The following is a 20607-nucleotide window of genomic DNA, read 5'->3' on the forward strand; positions in this document are numbered from 1 at the left end:
GTATACGCAATTTGACGTAGGCGGTGGGCGAAACGTGCATCCTTTGCGTCGCGCCGCTTTAAGGCCGAGGATGAACCGTGTTAGCTATCCTCACAGCAAATCGCAGAGGACGTCGACAAAGGCATGGCCGCACGCCAACGCATCATCCCCGTCAGGCGCGAATATAATCGCTGGGTCGCCAACCAGACGCTGGAAGACTACGCCCTGCGCTTTACCGCCAAGAGCGCCCGGCAATTCTCCTCGGCGCGGATTTCGCAGACGGCTATCGGCGCCATCTCGTTCCTGGCGCTGGAGGCAATCGGCGGCGCCATCACGCTCTCCTACGGCACGACCAACGCCTTCTACGCCATCATCGTCGCCAGCCTCGTCATGCTCGGCATCGGCCTGCCGATCAGCCGTTACGCCATCCGCCACGGCGTCGACATCGACCTTCTCACCCGCGGTGCCAGTTTTGGCTATATCGGCTCGACCGTCACCTCGCTGATCTATGCCAGCTTCACCTTCATGCTGTTTGCCATCGAGGCATCGATCATGTCCGGTGCGCTTGAACTGACGCTCGGGATCCCGCTGTGGATCGGTTATATCATCAGCGCCTGCATGGTGATCCCGTTGGTCACTCACGGGGTCCGCCTTATCAGCCGCTTCCAGCTTCTGACCCAGCCCTTCTGGATCGTCCTGAATGTCCTGCCCTTCGTGTTCATCGCCTTTTCCGACTGGGAAAAGTTCGATATCTGGCGGGCCTTTGCCGGCCTCGACCGGCCATCCTCTTCCGGCACCCTTGCGCCCTTCAACCTGATCGATTTCGGCGCTGCCTCGGCTGTCATCCTCGCGCTGATTTCGCAGATCGGCGAACAGGCGGATTTTCTGCGCTTCCTGCCGCCGGAAGGCCATCGCAAGCTTCGCCACCGGCTGGCGATCTTTCTTGCCGGTCCCGGCTGGGTGATCATCGGCGCGCCGAAGCTGCTGGCCGGCTCGTTCCTTGTCGTGCTGACGCTGAGCGCCGGCGTGCCGCCCGACCGTGCCGCCGACCCGGCCCAGATGTATCTCACAGCATTTGGCTACATGATCCCCTGGCACAATGCAGCGTTGCTGCTGATGGTCGCCTTCGTGATGGTCTCGCAGCTGAAGATCAACGTCATGAACGCCTATGCCGGCTCGCTGGCCTGGTCGAATTTCTTCTCGCGCCTGACCCATAGCCATCCCGGCCGCGTCATCTGGCTGGTGTTCAACGTCGCCATCGCGCTGCTACTGATGGAGCTTGGCATTTACCGGCTGCTGGAAGAGACGCTCGGCATCTTCTCGATCATCTCCATGGCCTGGCTCTGCACGATTTCGGCGGACCTGTTCATCAACAAGCCGCTCGGCCTCGCCCCAGAAGGCATCGAGTTCAAGCGCGCCCATCTCTACGACATCAACCCAGTCGGCCTTGGCGCCATGACCCTGTCGGCCGGCATCGCATTGACGGCGCATTTCGGCCTGTTCGGCGCAGTCGCCGCATCGCTTGCTCCCTACATCACCCTGATCGTAGCGCTGGTCGCCTCGCCTGCCATCGCCTGGGCCACCAAGGGCAAGTTCTACCTCGCGCGCAAACCGCGCCAGAGCTGGAAGAACCTCACCGATATCACCTGCTCGATCTGCGAGCACCCGTTCGAGCCGGAGGACATGGCCTGGTGCCCCGCCTACGCGGCGCCGATCTGTTCGCTTTGCTGCTCGCTCGACAGCCGCTGTCACGACATGTGCAAGCCGAACGCCAATCTCAACGCCCAGATCGGCACCGTCGCCCGCGCAGTGCTGCCGGCGACGGTCATCGCCAAGCTGACAACGAGGCTAGGGCGCTATGGCATCGCCGTCGTGCTGGCGCTCGGTGCCGTCGGCGTCATCCTCGCCCTCATCGCCCACCAGGTATCCTCCGCATCGCCGGAGACGGCCGAAGTGGTCAACCGCACCATCCTGATCGTCTTCTTCGTCTTCGCCGTCATCGCTGGCATCGTCTGCTGGTTCTACGTGCTGGCCCATGACAGCCGCGTCGTTGCCGAAGAGGAATCATCGCGACAGAACACGCTGCTGCTGAAGGAAATCGCCGCCCACAAGAAGACCGACGCGGCGCTACAGACCGCCAAGGAAACAGCTGAAAGCGCCAACCGTGCCAAGAGCCGCTATGTCGTAGGCCTCAGCCACGAATTGCGCACCCCGCTCAACGCCGTGCTCGGCTACGCCCAGATCCTCGAGCGCGACGAAACGATACCGGCGCCGCGCCAATCCTCGATCCGCGTGATACGGCGCAGCGCCGAGCACCTGTCGGGGCTGATCGACGGACTGCTCGATATTTCGAAAATCGAGGCCGGTCGCCTGCAGGTCTATTCGAACGAGATCAACATCCGCGATTTCCTCGACCAGATCATCGACATGTTTCGGCCGCAGGCACAGGCAAAAGGCCTCACCTTCATCCATGAGCGCGCCGCCTCCCTGCCGGATTACGTCCGCACCGACGAGAAGCGGCTGCGGCAGATCCTCGTCAACCTGCTGTCCAACGCCATAAAATTCACAGACCGGGGAACGGTGCGCTTCGACGTCGGCTATCGTAGCCAGGTGGCCACATTCTCGCTTTCCGACACAGGACGCGGCATCGCCGAGAAGGACCTCGGACGCATCTACGAGCCGTTCCAGCGTGGCGAGGCAGAAACCGTCCGGCCGATGCCGGGCCTCGGCCTCGGCCTGACCATCACCCAGCTCCTCACCAACACCCTGGGCGGCGAGATTTCGGTGACCAGCGAAAAGGATGTCGGCTCGACCTTCAAGGTGCGGCTGATGCTGTCCGCCGTGCAGCGGCAGATGAAGCCCGTGCCGCAGGAGCGCAAGATCGTCGGCTATGACGGCTCGAGGCGGACGATCGTTGTCGTCGATGACAACGAGGATCATCGGGAGATGATGCGCGAGATTTTGGTGCCGCTCGATTTCGTTGTCCTGACCGCCGTCAGCGGCCCGGATTGCCTGACACTGATCGAAGGCATCAAGCCCGATCTTTTCCTTGTCGACATCTCGATGCCCGGCATGAACGGCTGGCAACTGGTGGCAAGGCTGCGCGAAAGCGGACAGGCGGGACCGATCCTTATGCTCTCGGCCAATATAGGCGATGGAACCGCTGGTCGAGAAAACAGCAGCGGCCACGACGACGCCATCAGCAAGCCGGTCGATATCCGGCAATTGCGCGACCGGCTGGCGCTACATCTCGGCCTCAAATGGATCTATGCCGACACCGTTGCAGCCCCTGCAATTAAGGCACCGCTGCCAATGAAGAGCCCCGGCCTCGATCATATCGGAGAGTTGATAAGCCTTGCCGAAATCGGCTATATCAGGGGCATTGAGGCAAAGCTTGCAGATATCGCCAGGCTGCCCGAGAACCAGCCTTTCATCGATGCTCTCCGGGTTTATGTCCAGGCCTTCGATCTGACCGGCTTTCTGGCATTCCTGCGTGAATTCGACATCGAAAAGGTAGAACCGATTGGCTGAACCCGCCCTGCCCCGCGACATCGTTCTGCTCGTGGATGACTCGCCGGAAGCCCTCGGATTTCTGACCGAAGCGCTCGAACAATCGGGCTTTTCCGTTCTGATCGCCACTTCCGGTCCGGCGGCGCTCGCCATCGTCGAGCGTATCACGCCCGACCTTATCCTGCTCGATGCCGTTATGCCCGATATGGACGGTTTCGAAACTTGCCGCCGGCTAAAGGCGAATTCCGGCATTTCGCAGGTGCCGGTGATCTTCATGACGGGGCTGACCGAGACCGAGCACGTCGTCCACGCGCTGGAATCCGGTGGCGTCGATTATCTTACCAAGCCGATCAATATCGACGAGTTGCGCGCCCGCATCCGCGTTCATCTGCGCAATGCCCGCTCGGCGCAAAGTGCAAGGGTGGCGCTCGATGCCGCCGGCCGCCACCTGCTCGCCGTCAGAGGCGATGGCAGCATCCACTGGTCGACGCCGCAGGCAACGCGATTGGTCAATGCCGCCACCGGCAGCGACGATGGCCTGGAGCTTGTCGTGGCTGAAATCAGCGGCTTCATGCGAAAAGGCGGGCGCACCCTTCCCACTCGCGACAACGTTCTGTCCATCAGCCCCAACGGCCATGCAGCGCTGCAACTGGCTTTTCTCGGCACGATTGGTCCTGACGAGCACCTGTTCCGGCTGACCGCTGCACGGCAACATGCCGACGACAGCGTGCTGCGCCAGCATTTTTCCCTCACCCAGCGCGAATCCGAAGTGCTGCTGTGGATCGCCAAGGGCAAGGCCAACCGCGACATCGGCGAAATCCTCGGCCTTTCCGCCCGCACGGTAAACAAGCATCTGGAGCAGATCTACGTCAAGCTCGGCGTCGAGAACCGCGCCTCGGCAGCCGTCAAGGCGGCCCATGTGCTGCGCGAGATGTAGCGACGCAATCGATCCTCCATTTTGCAAGCAAGGACCAGCACGATGAACTACCGTGTCGTTCTCTCCGGCTGCTCAGGCGGCGGCAAATCAACCCTACTCGCCGAACTGCAGCGTCTCGGCCACAGTGTTATTGAGGAGCCAGGCCGGAAGATCGTCGCCGAGGAGCGACAGGGCGAGGGCAAAGCCCTGCCCTGGGTCGATCTCGCAGCATTTGCGCGGCGCGCCATGGTGATGGCCAAGAGCGACTGGAACACTGCCAGCCAACTTGAAGGCTGGGTGTTCTTCGACCGTGGTCTTGTGGATGCCGCCGCAGCGCTGGCATACGCGACTGACGAAAAAACGCTTTTGCCACTCATCGACGGCTGGCGCTACCACCATCAGGTTTTCCTGACGCCTCCGTGGCAAGAAATCTTTCAGACCGATACTGACCGCCGCCATGCGTTTGACGATGCCGTGCGGGAATACGAGCGCCTTCTGATCGCTTATTCGAGGCTCGGATATGAAGCCGTCGTCCTGCCGAGATTGTCTGTGACAGAGCGTGTCCGCTTCGTGTTGGAAACGCTGTCGCCATTCGGCGACACGACGTCTCCGGTCGAAAACGGAAAAGGCCCGGACGAGCCGGGCCTTCCCAAAATCAGCGACAGAAAATGAGTTACTTCACGTCCTGCGGGAAGTAGCTGATCTTGCCGTCGGGGCCCTTCTTCCATTCGTACATGATGTAGCCTGGGATCTTCGGGTCGCCCTTGGCGTCGAACGAGATATCGCCGAGAACGGTTGAGAACGGACCCTTTTCGTGCATGGCCTTGGCAACGGTTTCAGCGTCAACCGAAGCAGCAGCCTTGGCAGCGGCAGCGATCGTCTGAACGGCAGCATACGAGTAGAGCGTGTATGCTTCCGGGTTGAAGCCGGCAGCCTTGAACTTCGCAACGAGGTCCTTGTTGGCCGGGTTCAATGTCGGATCTGGACCGAAGGTGTTCAGCGTGCCGATGACGGCGTCGCCAGCGATCGAAGCCAGTTCGTTCGAAACGATACCGTCGCCCGAAACGAGTGTGGCCTTGACGCCCTGGTCGGCAGCCTGGCGGATGATCAGGCCGGCTTCCGTGTGCAGGCCACCCCAATAGATGATCGAGACGCCGGCTTCCTTCATCTTGGCGATGAGGGCCGAGAAGTCCTTGTCGCCGACGTTGATGCCTTCGTACATGACTTCCGTCATGCCGGCGGTGTTCAACGCCTTCTTGGTTTCATCGGCGAGACCCTGACCGTATGGGGTCTTGTCGTGAATGATGGCGATCTTCTTGTCCTTGAAATGGGCAGCGAGATAGGCGCCGGCAACGCCGCCCTGCTGGTCGTCGCGACCGCAGGTACGGAATGTGTTCCACAGGCCGCGTTCCGTGAAGGTCGGGTTGGTCGCGGCAGGCGTGATTTCGAGAATGCCGTTTTCGGCATAGACTTCCGATGCCGGGATGGAAACGCCCGAGTTGAAGTGACCAACGACGTACTTGACGCCATCGGCAACGAACTTGTTGGCAACCGAGATGCCCTGCTTCGGATCGGAAACGTCGTCGCCGAGTTCGATCTTGATCTTTTCGCCATTGATGCCGCCGGCAGCATTGATGTCTGCTGCGGCCTGTTCGGCACCCTTCTGGAGCTGTGCACCGAAGGCTGCGTTCGGACCGGTCAGGGGACCACCGACGCCAATGATGATATCGGCCCATGCAGTACCGCTGAAAGCGACGAGCGCCGTCAGAGCCACTGCCGAAAGAAGAGATTTCTTCATATTATTACTCCCAATTTTTGGGCGGGGACCGGTCAAGAACCCAACGCATTACCCACCATTGTCCGCGTCGGGGAAGCTGTTCCACTCCAGGCAATTCATGCCCAGTTTCAACGGGCTGTCAATGTTTGTCCTTCCACGAAAACGCGGAAGTCCGTTCGTACAGCCAGTAATAGTTGTTGACCATCTGATTGGTGCGGCGATAGCGGAAACCGGCCATCGAAACGATCAGGAGGACAACGAAATCGATGCCGAAATACAAGGCGCTTAGCATGGGCCCATCGAAGAGCGCATGGTGCAGAAACTGCATCACCCAGGCCAGGAGAAACGTATAGGCGATGACCAGGCCGTAGCCATCCCAGTTCTCGGCAACAGCCCTGCCGGCCCGCGACGCGGTCCACAGGCCGAGCAGCAAGACGAGGCCCCGTATGATCATCCGCACGCCGGTGTCGGGCTCGAAGAAAAGTCCCTGCATAGTAAAGCTCCCCTTCTGTCGGCTTAATGCCGGCCGCCTTCGAGATAGGCCGCGCGGACTTCCGGATTGGCAAGCAGTTCCCTGCCGGAGCCGCTCATCGTCACCTTGCCGTTGACCATCACATAGGCCCGATGCGAAAGTTTCAGGGCTGCGAATGCGTTCTGTTCGACGAGGAAAACCGTCAGGCCTTCCTTCTCGTTCAGCTGCTTGATCGTCTCGAAGATGCCCTTGACGATCAGCGGTGCGAGACCGAGCGACGGTTCGTCCAGCAACAGCAGCTTCGGGCGGGCCATCAGCGCGCGGCCGATAGACAACATCTGCTGCTCGCCACCCGACAGTGTCCCGCCGCGCTGCGCATGGCGCTCCTTGAGGCGTGGGAACATCGTGAAGATCTTCTCGACGTCTTCCTTAAAGTATTTGAGATCGTCCAGGCCTGCGCCCATCTGGAGGTTTTCCATGACTGTCATGCGCGGAAAGATGCGACGACCTTCCGGTGACTGGGCGATGCGCAGCCGGGCGATCTCGTGCATCGGCAGCTTCGTGATGTCGCGGCCTTCGTAGATGATCGAGCCGGAGCGCGCCTGCGGACTGCCGCAGATGGTCATCATCAGCGTCGATTTGCCGGCACCGTTGGCACCGATCAGGCTGACGATTTCGCCGCTGTTGACGTAAACATCGACGCCGGCGAGCGCGCGGATATTGCCATAGTAGGTTTCGACGTTCTGGACGTGAAGCAAGGGTTGGGTTGTCATGTTACTGGGCGCCCCCTTCGAGGTGCTCGACTTCGGCGATCACGTCTTCCACTTCGTCGTCCTCGACGCCGAGATAGGCGGCAATCACCCTCGGGTCGTTCTTGACGTGGTCAGGCGTGCCGTCGGAAATCTTCTGGCCATATTCGAGAACGATGACGTGGTCGGAGATCTCCATCACCACGGACATGTCATGCTCGATCAGCAGGATCGACGTCCCGGTTTCGGCGCGGATGGCACGCAGCAATGCGTTCAGCACCGCCGATTCCCGCGGGTTCAAGCCTGCTGCCGGTTCATCGAGGCAAAGCAGCTCCGGCTCTGTGCACATAGCACGGGCGATTTCCAGACGACGCTGGGCGCCATAGGGCAGATCGCCGGCAGGATCGTCGGCGCGTTCGATCAGATCGGCCTTCTCCAGCCAGAAGCGGGCCAGTTCGATCGCCTTCTTGGCTTCCCGGCTGTATCCGCCGATGCCGAGCAGGCCGAGGATCGTGTAGCCGGAAGCCTTCATCAGCTTGTTGTGCTGCGCCACCAGCAGGTTTTCCAGCACGGTCAGGCCGGAAAACAACCTGATATTCTGGAATGTGCGGGCGACCTTGGCTTCGCGGGTGATGCGGAAATCCGGCAACCGCTCGAGCTGGAAGGTCTTCCCGCTCTTCTGGTTCATGGTGATCATCCCCATCGTCGGCTTGTAGAAACCGGTGATGCAGTTGAACACGGTGGTCTTGCCGGCACCGTTGGGGCCGATCAGTGCTGTGATATTGCCGCGCTTGGCCTCGAAGGAGAAGTCGTTGATGGCCATCAGGCCGCCGAACTTCATCGACAGGTGCTCGACCTTGAGAAGCGTTTCGCTGGACAGGGTGTTCATCAGCCGTGTCCCTCCTTGGTAAAGCTGCCGGAAACTGACTTGCTTTCTTTCAGGAAGGCCGTCGGCGAGCGAGACCCGACAAAGCCGCGTGGCTTGAAGAGCATCACGATCACCATGGCCAGCCCGAACAGCAGCATGCGGTAAAGTTCAGGGGTGAAATCGGGACCGAAGATCGCTTTCAGGAAGTCGAGTTCGCGCAGGATTTCCGTGCCGCCGACCATGACGACGGCAGCGATGGCAATCCCGGTCAGCGATCCCATGCCGCCGAGGACGACGATGGCAAGGATGACGGCCGATTCCAGGAACACGAAGGACTCCGGCGAGACGAAGCCTTGGCGGGCGGCGAAGAACGATCCGGCGAAGCCACCGAACATCGCGCCTGTTGCAAACGCCGTCAGCTTGGTCGTCACCGTGTTGATACCGAGCGAACGGCAGGCGATTTCGTCTTCGCGCAAGGCTTCCCAGGCACGGCCGATCGGCATGCGACGCAAGCGGATGGTGACATAGGCGGTCAGCATGCAGAGCGCCAGGATCAGGTAGAACAGGAAGATCTTGTAATAGGCGGACGAAATCGGCAGGTCGAACATCTTGGCAAAACCGGTCGACGTTGCGTCGAACTTGATGCCGAACAGCGTCGCCTTCGGGATACCGGAGATACCGAACGTGCCCTTGGTAACCTCGGTCCAGTTGATCAGCACCAGGCGGATGATTTCACCGAAGGCAAGCGTGACGATCGCGAGGTAGTCGCCGCGCAAGCGCAGCACCGGAAAGCCGAGGATGACGCCCCACAAGGCAGCGAAGATACCAGACAGCGGCAGCAGCAGCCAGAATGACAGGCCGAAATGTGTCGAGAGAAGCGCGTAGGAATAGGCGCCAACGGCGTAGAAAGCCACGTAGCCAAGGTCGAGAAGTCCGGCAAGGCCGACAACGATGTTGAGACCCCAGGCTAGCATGACGTAGATAAGGATCTGGATACCGAAGTTATCGACGTAGAGTAGCGAGCCCTGCGCGCCCACGAGGCCGACGACGATCATCGGATAGAGGATCATCAGAACCAGTGCGGCCTTGAGAAAGTGCTTTTGAAGAAAGGTCTTTTCCGTCGATATTGCGAGTTCGCCGGCGCGCGCCTTGCTGAGCTTGCGCTCGTCGAGGTGCGGGCGGAGGAAGACGATGACGGCAAAGCGGCCAACGGCGGCGATGGCGACGAATATCGCCAGCAAGCCCCAACGCTGGACGATGATCAACTCGTTGTGGATGTTCTGGTCGGTTTTGAGGCCGATGTAGAGAACGAACATGCCGAACGAGATGAGGGCGGCAAAAAAGGCTTCGATGAGGCCTCTCCGGATCAGGCCCGAGGAGGTCTTGCCGGTATCGGTGGTCGCATTTGCCATGTTATTAAACCTTCTCGACTTCAGGCCGTCCGAGGATACCAGTCGGCTTGAAGATCAGCACGAAGGCCAGGATCGCAAAGGTTGCGACGTCTTTGTATGCGATGGTGAAATAGGCAGACCATAGCGACTCGATGAGGCCGATGAGCACCCCGCCAAGCACAGCCCCCGGGAGGGAACCGATCCCGCCGAGAACCGCCGCGGTGAAAGCCTTGACGCCGGGGGTGAAGCCATCGGTGAACGAGGCCACACCGTAATACATGAGGTACATGGTACCCGCGACGGCAGCGAGCGCTGCGCCCATGATGAAGGTGATGGAAATCGTCTGATCGACGTTGATGCCAAGCAGCGCGGCCATCTTGCGGTCTTGTTCGGTGGCGCGCTGGGCACGACCGAGCGCTGTGAACTTGACGATGTACCAGAACACAGCCAGCAGCACTGCTGTGATGATCAGGATGATGATCTGCTTCAGCGATACGGAGATGCCTGCAATGGTATAGACGTCACGCACAAGCGCGGGGATAGGCTTGTTGCGCGGGCCCTGGGCAACCTGGATGAAGTTCGACAGGGTGATGGACATGCCGATCGCGGTGATCAGCGGCGCCAGGCGGAACGATCCGCGCAATGGCCTGTAGGCAACGCGCTCGATGACCCAGTTCCAGAGGCTGACGACCAGCATGGCGACGACCATCATTATCAGCAGGATAACGGCGACCGGCAACCCGATGAAGATCGATGTCAGCACCAGATAGACGATGAGAGCAGCAAACCCGCCCAGCATGAAGACGTCACCGTGGGCAAAATTGATCATGCCGACAATGCCGTAAACCATCGTATAGCCAATGGCGATGAGGCCATAGATGGACCCAAGAGTCAGCCCGTTAAGGAGCTGCTGGATAAAGTACTCCATATATCTCTTTCCCCTGGACGCGAATTTTTTTCGCGTCTCTTATTGGTTAACGTTTGCCTGCAAAAGAGGCATCCATTCCTCAAAATCCATAGCGCTTTCGGCGCGAATGTGAAGACAAAAATACAGTACGTTGATAAATTCTTTTCAGAAAATGAGGGATTGGCGCATTTTAATCCACAGGATGGTCAAAAAAAGCACGCTCCGGCTGAAAAATAACCACTGGTGCGCGTAAAAGCATTTTAGGCTGAAAATATTCAAACAGAAACGGGCCCCGCGAGGCCCGTTCGACAGCAAAGCTCAGTGACAATCAGGACCGCATGCGCGAGCCGTCGGCGTCGAACAGCGGCGCAGACTGAAGGCTCGCCGGCAGCAATTCGCTGAGCAATTCGATCGACCAACCCTCTGTCTCATCCGCGATTTCCTTCGAAACGTAGCCGAGCGCCACCGAGACACCGGAGCCATGGGCAAACCCGCCAGATGTCACCCAGCCCTTCACCTCTCCCTGGTAATAGATCGGCTCGTCGCCGATGACGTCAGCATCCCTAGCCGAAAGGATGAAGGTTTTCAGCCGCATAGAGCCGCCTTCCGCCTTTTCCCTGGCCGCCGCCTGCTTGCCAACGAAATCGGCGCCCTTCGACAGAGCCACGAATCGACCGAGGCCTGCCTCGTAAGGACCGTAAAGTGGCCGGTATTCGCGCGACCAGCTGCCATAGGATTTTTCGAGACGCAACGCATTGAGGGCGCGAAGTCCAAACAACCCGATGCCGTACTCTTTCCCCGCCTCCATGATGAGATCGAAAAGATAGTTCTGGTACTCCGGCTTCATCCACAGCTCATAGCCGAGATCGCCGGTATAGGAGACGCGACCGACGATGGCCGGCGCCATGCCGATATCCATTCGCCTGATTTCCATGAACGGGAACGCGGCGTCGGAGATGTCCTGATGAGTAAGCTTTTCCAGCAGCTTTCTGGCATTGGGTCCGGCAATCGACAGGCCGAGCAGCGACAGGCCGAGCGCTTTGAGTTCGACTGAGCCGTCGTTCGGCAGACGATCCTCGAACCAGCGCATGTGGTAGGATTCGGCGACGCCGGAGCCGATGAGCAGAAAATCTCCCTCTCCGAGCTTGGCCAGCGTGAAATCGCCGATCAGCTTGCCGTCGTCCTTCAGCATCGGCGCCAGCGTCATGCGGCCGATGGCGGGCATGCGGCAGGTGAGCAGGCCGTCCAGCCAGCCTTCGGCGCCGGCTCCAGTGACCGTATACTTGGCAAAGCCGGATGTCTCCATCATGCCGACGCTCTCGCGCACCGCCTTGGCTTCGGCGCCGACCACGTCGAAATCGTTCGAACGCCGCCATGAGAACGCATCCTCCTCGCCTGCAGGCGCAAACCACAGGGCCTGCTCCAGTCCGTAGTAAGCGCCGAACACGCCGCCGGCAGCTTTCAGCTTGTCGTAGATCGGCGTCGTCAGCAGCGGCCGGCCGGCCGGCAATTCCTCATTCGGATAGCGGATGGAGAAGCGGCGCTGGTAGTTTTCGCGCACCTTGGCATTGGTATAGGCAAGCGTCGCATAATCGCCGTAGCGAGAGACATCCATGGCGAAGACGTCAAAACCCGGGTCGCCGTAGATCATCCAGTTGGCAAGCGCCAGACCGACGCCGCCACCCTGGCTGAAGCCGGCCATGACAGCGCAGGCCGACCAGTAATTGGTCATGCCGCGCACCGGACCGACCAGCGGGTTTCCATCCGGCGAGAAGGTGAAGGGACCGTTGATGATCTTCTTGATGCCGGCATTGTTGAAAGCCGGGAAATGCCGGAAGCCGACTTCGAGCTCGGGCGTGATCCGCTCGATGTCCTCGGCAAGCAACTCGTGGCCGAAATCCCAGGGCGTATTCAGCGGCGACCAAGGCCGACAGGCCTTTTCATAGGTGCCCATCAGCATGCCCTGCCGCTCCTGGCGGAGATAGATCTCGCCATCGAAATCGACGCAGTGCATCAGTTCCTTGCCGGTCGCGGCATTGAAGTCGGTGACTTCCTTCATGTCCTCGGTGATGAGGTACATGTGCTCCATGGCAAGAACCGGCAGCTCGATGCCGACCATGCGGCCGACTTCACGAGCCCAGAGGCCACCGCAGTTGACGACATGCTCGGCGATGATCTCGCCCTGGTTCGTGATCACCCGCCAGCAGCCGTCCTCGCGCTGAACGAGATCCTCGACCTTGGTGTGGAGGTAGATGTCTGCGCCGTTCTTCTTGGCGGACTTGGCATAGGCATGCGTCGTGCCGTAGGGGTCGAGATGACCTTCGACAGGATCGTAGAGCGCACCGACGAACTGGTCGGGATCGAGAAGCGGCATCATCTCGTGCGCCTCTTTCGGCGACAGCAGCGTCGCCTCGAGCCCGTTGTAGCGACCCTTGGCAAGGATGGACTTCAGCCAGTCGAACCGCTGCGGCGTTGCCGCCAGCATCAGGCCGGAGGTCATGTGCAAGCCGATATCCTGGCCGGAATACTCCTGGATTTCCTTGTAGAGTTCGACCGTGTATTTCTGCAACTTGGCGACATTCGGATCGCCGTTGATCGTGTGCATGCCGCCAGCCGCATGCCAGGTCGAGCCGGATGTCAGCTCCGAGCGCTCCAGCAGAACCACGTCGGTCCAGCCGAATTTCGTCAGATGGTAGAGGACCGAACATCCGACGACACCGCCGCCGATGACGACGACCTTCGTATGGCTTTTCATGGATAATCTCCGGTTGCATGCGCGAGATGGTAGCGCAATCGAAACAGTCTGGAATGGGTTGGCGTGCGATGCCGGCGAAAGGATGTTCGGCAAGGCAATCCCCGCCGAAAAACTCCCTTCGATCCGTCGAATTGAGGATCAGCCTAGAGGCAAAATTTCAGGCCACATAGCCCGAACTGCGAAGCCGATACTTCCATTTGCGACATGGAGATTGTCCTCATCGCGCCATGATCCTAGTCTGCGAAACCAGCCGTCAAGTTGAATTCGCGACCCATCTCCAGCACCTCGTCGAAGACCGTTCCCGCGAAGGAGCGCATCACCGCAATCTCGAACGTATCGGCCCCGGTACGGGCCACGTTGGCGGTGACATGGCAGCAGAGCATGGTGCCCGACTGGCCCTCGGCAAAGACGTCTCGATGCAGATCGACCGGCACGCACTTGGCGAGAATAGCACGAACATTCGGTCCGGAGAGACGCAGCAGCGTCCGTCCGTCGCTCTGCTCGAAAAACGACAGCCGTGCCGCGTCGAGCATAGAGAGATCCCGCGCCAGGCTTTCCGCGCCCAGTGCCTCGGAAATCACCAGCCATTCGCCCGGCCCGACGCTGCGCACCGACACATCCTGCATTGCGCGCAGCGCCGCCAGCGCCCAGGCCTCATGGCCTGTATTCGCGAGAACAGAAAAAATGGCGGCGTGGCGGATGATCGACAGGTGATCGACGCTTGGCTGCGAATGGAAGCCGGCGATCCGCTCTTCCAGGATATGGCGGTTGGTGAATGCGACGCGCATGGCCCGCTCCTCAAACATGTAGTTTCTGGGCGTCCGGATCGACGAATACCGGACTGCAGACCTCGGCCAGGAACTCGTCGCCGCGCAGCCGATCCCAGACCAGCACCTTTTCACCGATCCGCTCGCGCCCTGACTTGAGCATGGCGAGCGCGATGGAATGACCGAGCACCGGCGAGAAGCAGGCCGATGACACATGGCCCTGGTCGTTGGCCGTCGACGGTACAGCGCCTTCCTTGAGGATATGCGCGCCGGCCTTGATTTCCTTGTCGTGATCGACCGGCTTCAGGCCGACAAGCTGCCCACGGTCCGCCGCCGTCAGCCCGAAGCGGGTCGACAGTCGCTTGCCGATGAAATCCGCCTTCTGCGTCGACAGCATCCGCCCGAGACCGACGTCGTCGGGCGTGGTGCGACCATCGAGTTCGTTGTGGGTAACGTGCCCCTTCTCGATGCGAAGCACATTCAGGGCCTCGACGCCGTAAGCGCAGATGTCGTGCGCCTTGCCCGCTTCCATCACCGCATCCGCCACCGCCTCACCGAAACCTGCCGGCACAGCCAGTTCGAAGGCGAGTTCGCCGGAGAACGAGATGCGGAACAGCCGCCCCTTCAATCCGCCCTTGAGCGTCACGCTGGCTGCGGCCAGGAACGGGAATGCCTCGTTGGAGATATCGTCCTCGATTAGTTGCTCCAGCACCAGTCGGGCCTTCGGGCCGGCAACCGACATCTGCGCCCACTGGTCCGACGACGACACGAAGCGCACGTCGAGATCGGGCCAGAGAACCTGCGCGCAGAATTCCATATGGCTCATGACTTCGCCCGCATAGGCGGTCGTCGTCGTCACGAAGAAATGGTTTTCAGCGAGCCGGCTCGTCGTGCCGTCGTCGTAGACGAAACCGTCTTCGCGCAGCATCAGCCCATAGCGCGCCTTGCCGACCGGGAGCTTGAGGAAGGCGTTACTGTAGATCCGGTTCAGGAACTCGGCGGCATCCTTGCCGAACACCTCGATCTTGCCGAGTGTCGAGACATCGCAGATGCCGACATTGGCGCGGACGTTGAGCACTTCGCGGTCGACGCTTTCGCGCCAGGTCTTTTCGTCGCCCCTCGGAAACCACGAGGAGCGGTACCAGGCACCAGCCTCGACAAAGATTGCGCCGTTCTTCTTCGCCCAGCCGTGCAGTGGCGATTGCCGTACGGGCCGCGCATGTTTTCCACGCGCCGCCCCCGCCATCGCACCGAAGGAGACCGGCGTGTAGAACGGCCGGAATGTCGTCGTGCCAACCGCCGCCGGGCTGACGCCGCGCATGCCGGCGATGATGCCAACCGCGTTGACGTTGCCGAGCTTGCCCTGATCCGTCGCCATGCCGTTGGTGGTGTAGCGCTTGGCATGCTCGACATGGCCGAAACCTTCGCGGAGCGCGAGGCCCATATCCTTGGCATGCACATCATTCTGGAAGTCGATAAACGCCTTGTCCCGCGCGCCGGGCACGTGCCAGGCGGCTGCGAACGAGGGATCGTACGCGCCCTCGACCTCGGGCACGTCATGGCCCTGAACACTGAAACCCAGGCTCTCTATGACGGCGGCAGCCTTCGCCGCACCGTCGGAGAGGCAACCAGCGACGCTGTCGATACCGCCGGCAGATCCGGCCACAACTAGCCCGCCTGTATCCTCCGGCGCCATGAACGCCTGCCGTTCGTCCGACCAGACGGGCTTGGCGCCGCGCTGGCAGGCGAGATGGATGATCGGCGACCAGCCGCCGGACATTGCCAGCGCATCGCAACCGATGAACTCGTCCAGTCCGCCACGATCGGCAAGCAGACCCTCGATCCGGTATTTGCCCTTGGTGGCAACGACCGTGCCGCCATGGATAACGCGCACGCCATTCGGCGCGACATCCGATGTCCCCGGGCGGGTGTCAATGATCGCGGCGATCTCGACGCCTGCGGCGATCAGGTCGTGCGCCGTGCGATAGCCGGAGCCACCATTGGTGAACACAGCAACCTTCTGGCCGATGGCAACACCGTAGCGGTTGAGATAACTGCGCGCGGCCCCAGCCATCATCACCCCCGGCCGGTCGTTGCCGCCGAAAACCAGCGGCCGCTCCTCGGCCCCGGTAGCGACAATTGCCCGCTTGGCAATGATCCGCCACAGCCGCTCCACCGGCAGATCCGTCGACGGCATGGCGATGTGCTTCTGCACCTTCTCGACTGCGCCGAAAACATTGTCGTCGTACCAGCCGAAAACCGTCGTGCGCGGCATCAGCGTGACATTGGGGAAGCCTGCCAGTTCGTCAAGCACGGTCTTGGCAAAAGCATCGGCGCTCATCCCGCCGATGGCGAGCTTTTCCGACAGCAGCGAGCCGCCGAGACGAAAGCCTTCGTCGGCAAGGATGACCCGCAGTCCGGCGCGCGCCGCAGTACGGGCCGCCATCAGACCAGTCGGTCCCGCGCCGACCACCAGCAGGTCGCAATGGGCCCAGGATTTCTCATATCGATCCGGATCGGCCTGCATCACGGCGCGGCCGAGGCCTGCGGCCTTGCGGATGATCGGCTCGTAGACCTTTTCCCAGAAGGCCGCCGGCCACATGAAGGTCTTGTAGTAGAAACCAGCCCCGAGGAACGGCGACAGCAAGCTGTTGAGCGAGCCGATGTCGTGCTTCAGCGACGGCCAGCGATTCTGGCTGACCGCATCGAGCCCCTGGTAGAGTTCGGCAACCGTAGCGCGCGTATTGGGCTCGGTGCGGCCACCCTTGCCAATGGTCACCAGAGCGTTCGGCTCGGCCGATCCCGCCGTGACGATGCCGCGCGGACGATGATATTTGAAACTGCGGCCGACCAGCATCTGGTCGTTGGCCAGCAGTGCGGAGGCGAGAGTATCGCCACCCAGCCCCTGCAGGCGCTTGCCGTCGAAGGTGAAGCCGAGGGAGGTGCCGCGATCGACAAGACCGCCGATGGAAACGCGATAGGCCGTCATTCCGCGCCCTCCCGCACAGCGTCGGCGACATCCGTCACAGAGAAGACCTCGTGCGTGACGTTACTGCGCTCGACCACCAGCCAGCGGCGGCAGCCGGAGGCGTGGTGCCAGTGTTCCCGGTAGCGACCCCGTGGATTGTCGCGGATATAGACGTAGCGGTTCCACGCATCGTCGGATGCCGTGGGCGACGGGCGCGATACCGAGGCATCGCCGCGGATCGCGAATTCTTCCTTCGGGCGGATGCCGCAATGCGGGCAGTGTATCAAGCTTGCCATTATCTCATGCCCTCAATGCAGGTTCGGCTGCGGGCCCTTGCCGCCTTCGTCGATCTCGAAACCATGGGCGAAGCGGTCGAGCCGCAAAAACCGGCTGACGTCGTGGGTCTCGTTCCGGGCAATAAGATGCGCAAAGCAAAAGCCGGAGGCAGGCGTCGCCTTGAACCCACCGTAGCACCAGCCACAGTTCAGATAGAGATTGTCGATCGGCGTACGGTCGATGATCGGCGAACCGTCCATGCTCATGTCCATGATGCCGCCCCAGGCGCGCAGCACCCGCACGCGCGACAGTCCGGGGATAAGCGACACCCCCTCCTCCAGCGTATGCTCGACCGTCGCAAGGTTGCCGCGCTGGGCATAGGAACTGTAGCCGTCGATATCCGCGCCGAACACCAGCCCGCCCTTGTCAGACTGCGAAATATAGAAGTGGCCCGCACCATAGGTGATGACATTGTCGATCACCGGCTTCAGCCCCTCGGTCACGAAAGCCTGCAGCACATGGCTTTCGATCGGCAGGTCGAGATCGGCCATGCGACCGAGCGTCGAGGTATTGCCAGCAGCAGCCAGTGCCAGCTTGTTGCAGCCGATGAAGCCGCGCGTCGTTTCGACCCCGGTGACCTGACCGTTTTCCCGCCGGATGCCGGTCACTTCGCATTGCTGGATCAGATCGACCCCGCGCGTATCGGCGCCCCGCGCATAGCCCCAGGCAACCGCGTCATGGCGGGCCGTTCCGCCGCGCTTCTGCAGCAGACCGCCGAGGATGGGGAAGCGGGCATGGTCGTAGTTCAGGTATGGCATCATCTTGCGGACCTGCTCGCGGTCGAGCAACTCGGCATCGACGCCGTGCATCCGCATCGCATTGCCGCGCCGCGCATAGGCGTCGCGCTGGCCGTCCGAATGGAACAGGTTGACGATGCCGCGCTGGGACACCATGGCATTGTAGTTGAAGTCCTGCTCCAGACCTTCCCACAGCTTCATGGACAGCTCGTAGAACGGCTCGTTGCCGGGCAGCAGGTAGTTCGAGCGGATGATAGTCGTGTTGCGGCCGACATTGCCGGAGCCTATATAGCTCTTCTCCAGCACGGCGACATTGGTAATGCCATGCTCCTTTGCGAGATAATAGGCCGTCGCCAGCCCATGCCCGCCCCCGCCGACGATGATCACGTCGTAATGCGGCTTCGGCGCCGGCGTCCGCCAGACCGGCTTCCAGTCACGGTTGCCGGTAAATGCCTGCTTCAAGATGTTGAGTGCTGAATAACGCATGCGATGTCCCAAACTCGATCCCGCCAGACATTCGCACATGCAGCAAAAACAACAAGCCTCCGAAGGACCTAAAATTCGCTGATAAGGACATGATCTTTTTTCCCTTGGCACATGGAAGAAGTGAGTTGGTCCGGTCTTTTTCGCGGGGACACCGCAGACCTCACTCTGCTAATCGGAATTCGAAATATATCACCAACGAGATATTGCGTGGGTAACAGCTCCGCACTTGTGGAAAATCAGCATTGTGACGCGAATTTCACATTACCGCTTACCATTCCTCTAAGCCTTGAAGTAAACGACAGATCACTGAAATTGGTATCGTGTCATGAATACTGTCGTACCCGGCGATAAGGCAAGCAATCGGAGCTTCCCGATACTCATGTATCATCACATCGCCGACGCCCCGCCGCGCGGGGTGGGGTCGCGATATATGTTTGTCAGCAAGCGGCGTTTTCGAAGCCAGATGCGGGCTCTGAAATTGCTTGGCTATACCGGCTGCTCGATGGCAGAACTCGGCCTCTACATGTCGGGCGAAAAGAAGGGCAAGGCGGTCGGCATCACTTTCGACGACGGCTACCGCAACGTTCATCACAATGCCCTGCCGGTTCTGGCCGAGTTCGGCTTCACCTCCACCACCTATTTCGTTAGCCGCCAGGTCGGCGGCTATAACAAGTGGGACGAGGGGAGGATGCCGGTCGACCCTTGCATGACAAAAGAAGAACTCCGGGAATGGATGGCTGGCGGCCAGGAGGTGGGTGCCCATACCCTCGATCACGCCCGTCTGGGCCTGCTCGGCGAGGCCGAGGCACGCGAGCAGATGGCAGGCAGCAAGGCCGAACTCGAGGATATCAGCGGCAGCGCGGTGACGGCTTTCAGCTACCCGTTCGGAAGCCATAATGATCTCGTCGTGGCAATCGCCCGAGACAGCGGGTTCCTGACGGCAACGACCACCATCAAAGGCAAGGCAAACGCCAGCCTTGACCAGATGCGCCTGCCACGCGTCACGGTGCGCCGGAAAGATATCGTTCCTAAATTTCTCTGGAGCCGGATTCTGTAACGAGCCGGATTTCAGGCGCTTCATTCGCCTCGGGCGCTGTGCCAGTCCAATAGGACTGGCCTGCAACCACCTGCTTGACGATATTGCGCTCTTTCCTCCAACTCCGGCCGATATCCTCGATGTAATAAGCATCGATCTCGCCGACGATCAGGTTCCGATATTGCGCTGCATAGCGCTCCAGCGGGCGGTTGACCCCTCGGCAAAATTGCTTTTCCGGATCGAGAGCGAAATCCATCAGTTCGGCAGACCGGTGAGCGAAGGATCCCCTGAGAAAGGATGGCCCCGTCAGAAATGTCGGCTTCTTCTGGCCGATGGAGCATTTTATGCCAATCAGCCGGAAGTGCTTCAGGGCGTAGCAGAATGACCCATTTTTACGGACATCCCATCGCTTGTTGGCGTGATTGAAGCTGATCTGGCCGATCCACGGGTAATCCACAAAGGCGTGCAGGTGATCCGGGCGGACCGGGCGATTGAGAAGCCAGTCGTCTTCCAGACGGAGAATGACGTCGGTCGAACTGGCCAGCCAGTTGCTAGCGACGGCCTTCGCGAAATTCGGCCGCTCGGGAAGAGAGATCAAGGCATTCGGGTCATACTGGCGAATGATGGCTATGCATCTCTCTTGATCCGCCTCGCTCCCGAACAGCGGATCGATATTTGCAATGATCCTGCGTATCCTGAAGGCACTGAAAATATTTGCGTGGAAAGACCGAAGTGTCCGCTCCAGCAAATCGGGGCGACGCGTTGCAACAATACAGACGTCGATCCACTTCAATTCTGCCGGCATAACAGAAGTATTGTACTCTTCCTGCTGATACATTTTCGCATTTCTCGTAGAGCAAAATAAAATTTTCTTATTCTATCGATCGCATAGATCGAATGGACCTTCAGAAGTGCGGTGAAAAACTTTTATGTTTTAAAATTTAAAATCATAG

16 protein-coding genes are annotated in these 20607 nt (G+C 60.3%); 4 read left to right on the forward strand and 12 right to left on the reverse strand.

Going from position 1 to position 20607, the window contains the following annotated elements; genetic code table 11:
• Window positions 1–123: 123 nt before the first annotated feature.
• The 3 genes from PR018_RS10860 to PR018_RS10870 are packed head-to-tail and all read left to right on the forward strand — an operon-like array spanning window position 124 to window position 5077.
• Window positions 124–3510, forward strand: a complete 3387-nt coding sequence (locus PR018_RS10860; RefSeq protein WP_142823505.1) for a hybrid sensor histidine kinase/response regulator — start codon at window positions 124–126, stop codon at window positions 3508–3510.
• Window positions 3503–4426, forward strand: coding sequence for a response regulator (locus PR018_RS10865; RefSeq protein ID WP_142823506.1), 924 nt, complete (start codon window positions 3503–3505; stop codon window positions 4424–4426). Before PR018_RS10860 ends, PR018_RS10865 begins: the two co-directional genes overlap by 8 nt.
• A gap of 42 nt (window positions 4427–4468) precedes the next feature.
• A complete protein-coding gene (locus PR018_RS10870; RefSeq protein ID WP_142823507.1) occupies window positions 4469–5077 on the forward strand; it encodes an AAA family ATPase in 609 nt (202 codons plus the stop codon).
• 1 nt (window position 5078) lies between these two features.
• On the opposite strand, the gene PR018_RS10875 is transcribed toward PR018_RS10870, so the two are convergent.
• The 11 genes from PR018_RS10875 to PR018_RS10925 form a co-directional block, all read right to left on the reverse strand.
• Window positions 5079–6203 carry a branched-chain amino acid ABC transporter substrate-binding protein gene (locus tag PR018_RS10875; RefSeq protein ID WP_111222527.1) on the reverse strand — a complete coding sequence of 375 codons (1125 nt, stop codon included), beginning with the start codon at window positions 6201–6203 and terminating at the stop codon, window positions 5079–5081.
• A gap of 118 nt (window positions 6204–6321) precedes the next feature.
• Window positions 6322–6675 carry a DUF6867 family protein gene (locus PR018_RS10880; RefSeq protein ID WP_111222526.1) on the reverse strand — a complete coding sequence of 118 codons (354 nt, stop codon included), beginning with the start codon at window positions 6673–6675 and terminating at the stop codon, window positions 6322–6324.
• A 23-nt stretch (window positions 6676–6698) separates the two neighbouring features.
• On the reverse strand, window positions 6699–7427 hold the full coding sequence (locus PR018_RS10885; RefSeq protein WP_142823508.1) for an ABC transporter ATP-binding protein: 729 nt from the start codon (window positions 7425–7427) through the stop codon (window positions 6699–6701).
• Window position 7428: 1 nt separating this feature from the next.
• Window positions 7429–8292 carry an ABC transporter ATP-binding protein gene (locus PR018_RS10890; protein ID WP_142823509.1) on the reverse strand — a complete coding sequence of 288 codons (864 nt, stop codon included), beginning with the start codon at window positions 8290–8292 and terminating at the stop codon, window positions 7429–7431.
• Window positions 8292–9683 carry a high-affinity branched-chain amino acid ABC transporter permease LivM gene (gene livM / locus PR018_RS10895; RefSeq protein WP_142823510.1) on the reverse strand — a complete coding sequence of 464 codons (1392 nt, stop codon included), beginning with the start codon at window positions 9681–9683 and terminating at the stop codon, window positions 8292–8294. Before livM ends, PR018_RS10890 begins: the two co-directional genes overlap by 1 nt.
• A 4-nt stretch (window positions 9684–9687) precedes the next feature.
• Window positions 9688–10590: a branched-chain amino acid ABC transporter permease gene (locus PR018_RS10900; RefSeq protein WP_142823511.1), complete on the reverse strand. Its 903-nt coding sequence runs from the start codon at window positions 10588–10590 to the stop codon at window positions 9688–9690.
• A 307-nt stretch (window positions 10591–10897) separates the two neighbouring features.
• The gene (locus PR018_RS10905) at window positions 10898–13324 is read right to left on the reverse strand and encodes a GcvT family protein (RefSeq protein ID WP_142829252.1); all 2427 of its coding nucleotides are present in this window, start codon (window positions 13322–13324) and stop codon (window positions 10898–10900) included.
• Between the two features lie 233 nt (window positions 13325–13557).
• On the reverse strand, window positions 13558–14112 hold the full coding sequence (locus PR018_RS10910) for a sarcosine oxidase subunit gamma (RefSeq protein WP_142823513.1): 555 nt from the start codon (window positions 14110–14112) through the stop codon (window positions 13558–13560).
• A gap of 10 nt (window positions 14113–14122) precedes the next feature.
• A complete protein-coding gene (locus tag PR018_RS10915) occupies window positions 14123–17080 on the reverse strand; it encodes a sarcosine oxidase subunit alpha family protein (protein WP_142823514.1) in 2958 nt (985 codons plus the stop codon).
• On the reverse strand, window positions 17077–17355 hold the full coding sequence (locus PR018_RS10920; RefSeq protein ID WP_142823515.1) for a sarcosine oxidase subunit delta: 279 nt from the start codon (window positions 17353–17355) through the stop codon (window positions 17077–17079). The genes PR018_RS10915 and PR018_RS10920 overlap by 4 nt, the downstream gene beginning before the upstream one ends.
• A 12-nt stretch (window positions 17356–17367) precedes the next feature.
• Window positions 17368–18618 carry a sarcosine oxidase subunit beta family protein gene (locus tag PR018_RS10925; protein WP_142823516.1) on the reverse strand — a complete coding sequence of 417 codons (1251 nt, stop codon included), beginning with the start codon at window positions 18616–18618 and terminating at the stop codon, window positions 17368–17370.
• A 430-nt stretch (window positions 18619–19048) separates the two neighbouring features.
• On the opposite strand from PR018_RS10925, the gene PR018_RS10930 reads away from it, so the two are divergent.
• Window positions 19049–19675, forward strand: coding sequence for a polysaccharide deacetylase family protein (locus tag PR018_RS10930; RefSeq protein ID WP_244615307.1), 627 nt, complete (start codon window positions 19049–19051; stop codon window positions 19673–19675).
• Here PR018_RS10930 and PR018_RS10935 read toward each other — a convergent pair.
• Window positions 19647–20252, reverse strand: a complete 606-nt coding sequence (locus PR018_RS10935) for a hypothetical protein (protein ID WP_142823518.1) — start codon at window positions 20250–20252, stop codon at window positions 19647–19649. The genes PR018_RS10930 and PR018_RS10935 overlap by 29 nt on opposite strands.
• Between the last annotated feature and the right edge of the window lie 355 nt (window positions 20253–20607).

It is taken from the genome of Rhizobium rhododendri, assembly GCF_007000325.2.
Lineage (GTDB): Bacteria > Pseudomonadota > Alphaproteobacteria > Rhizobiales > Rhizobiaceae > Rhizobium > Rhizobium rhododendri.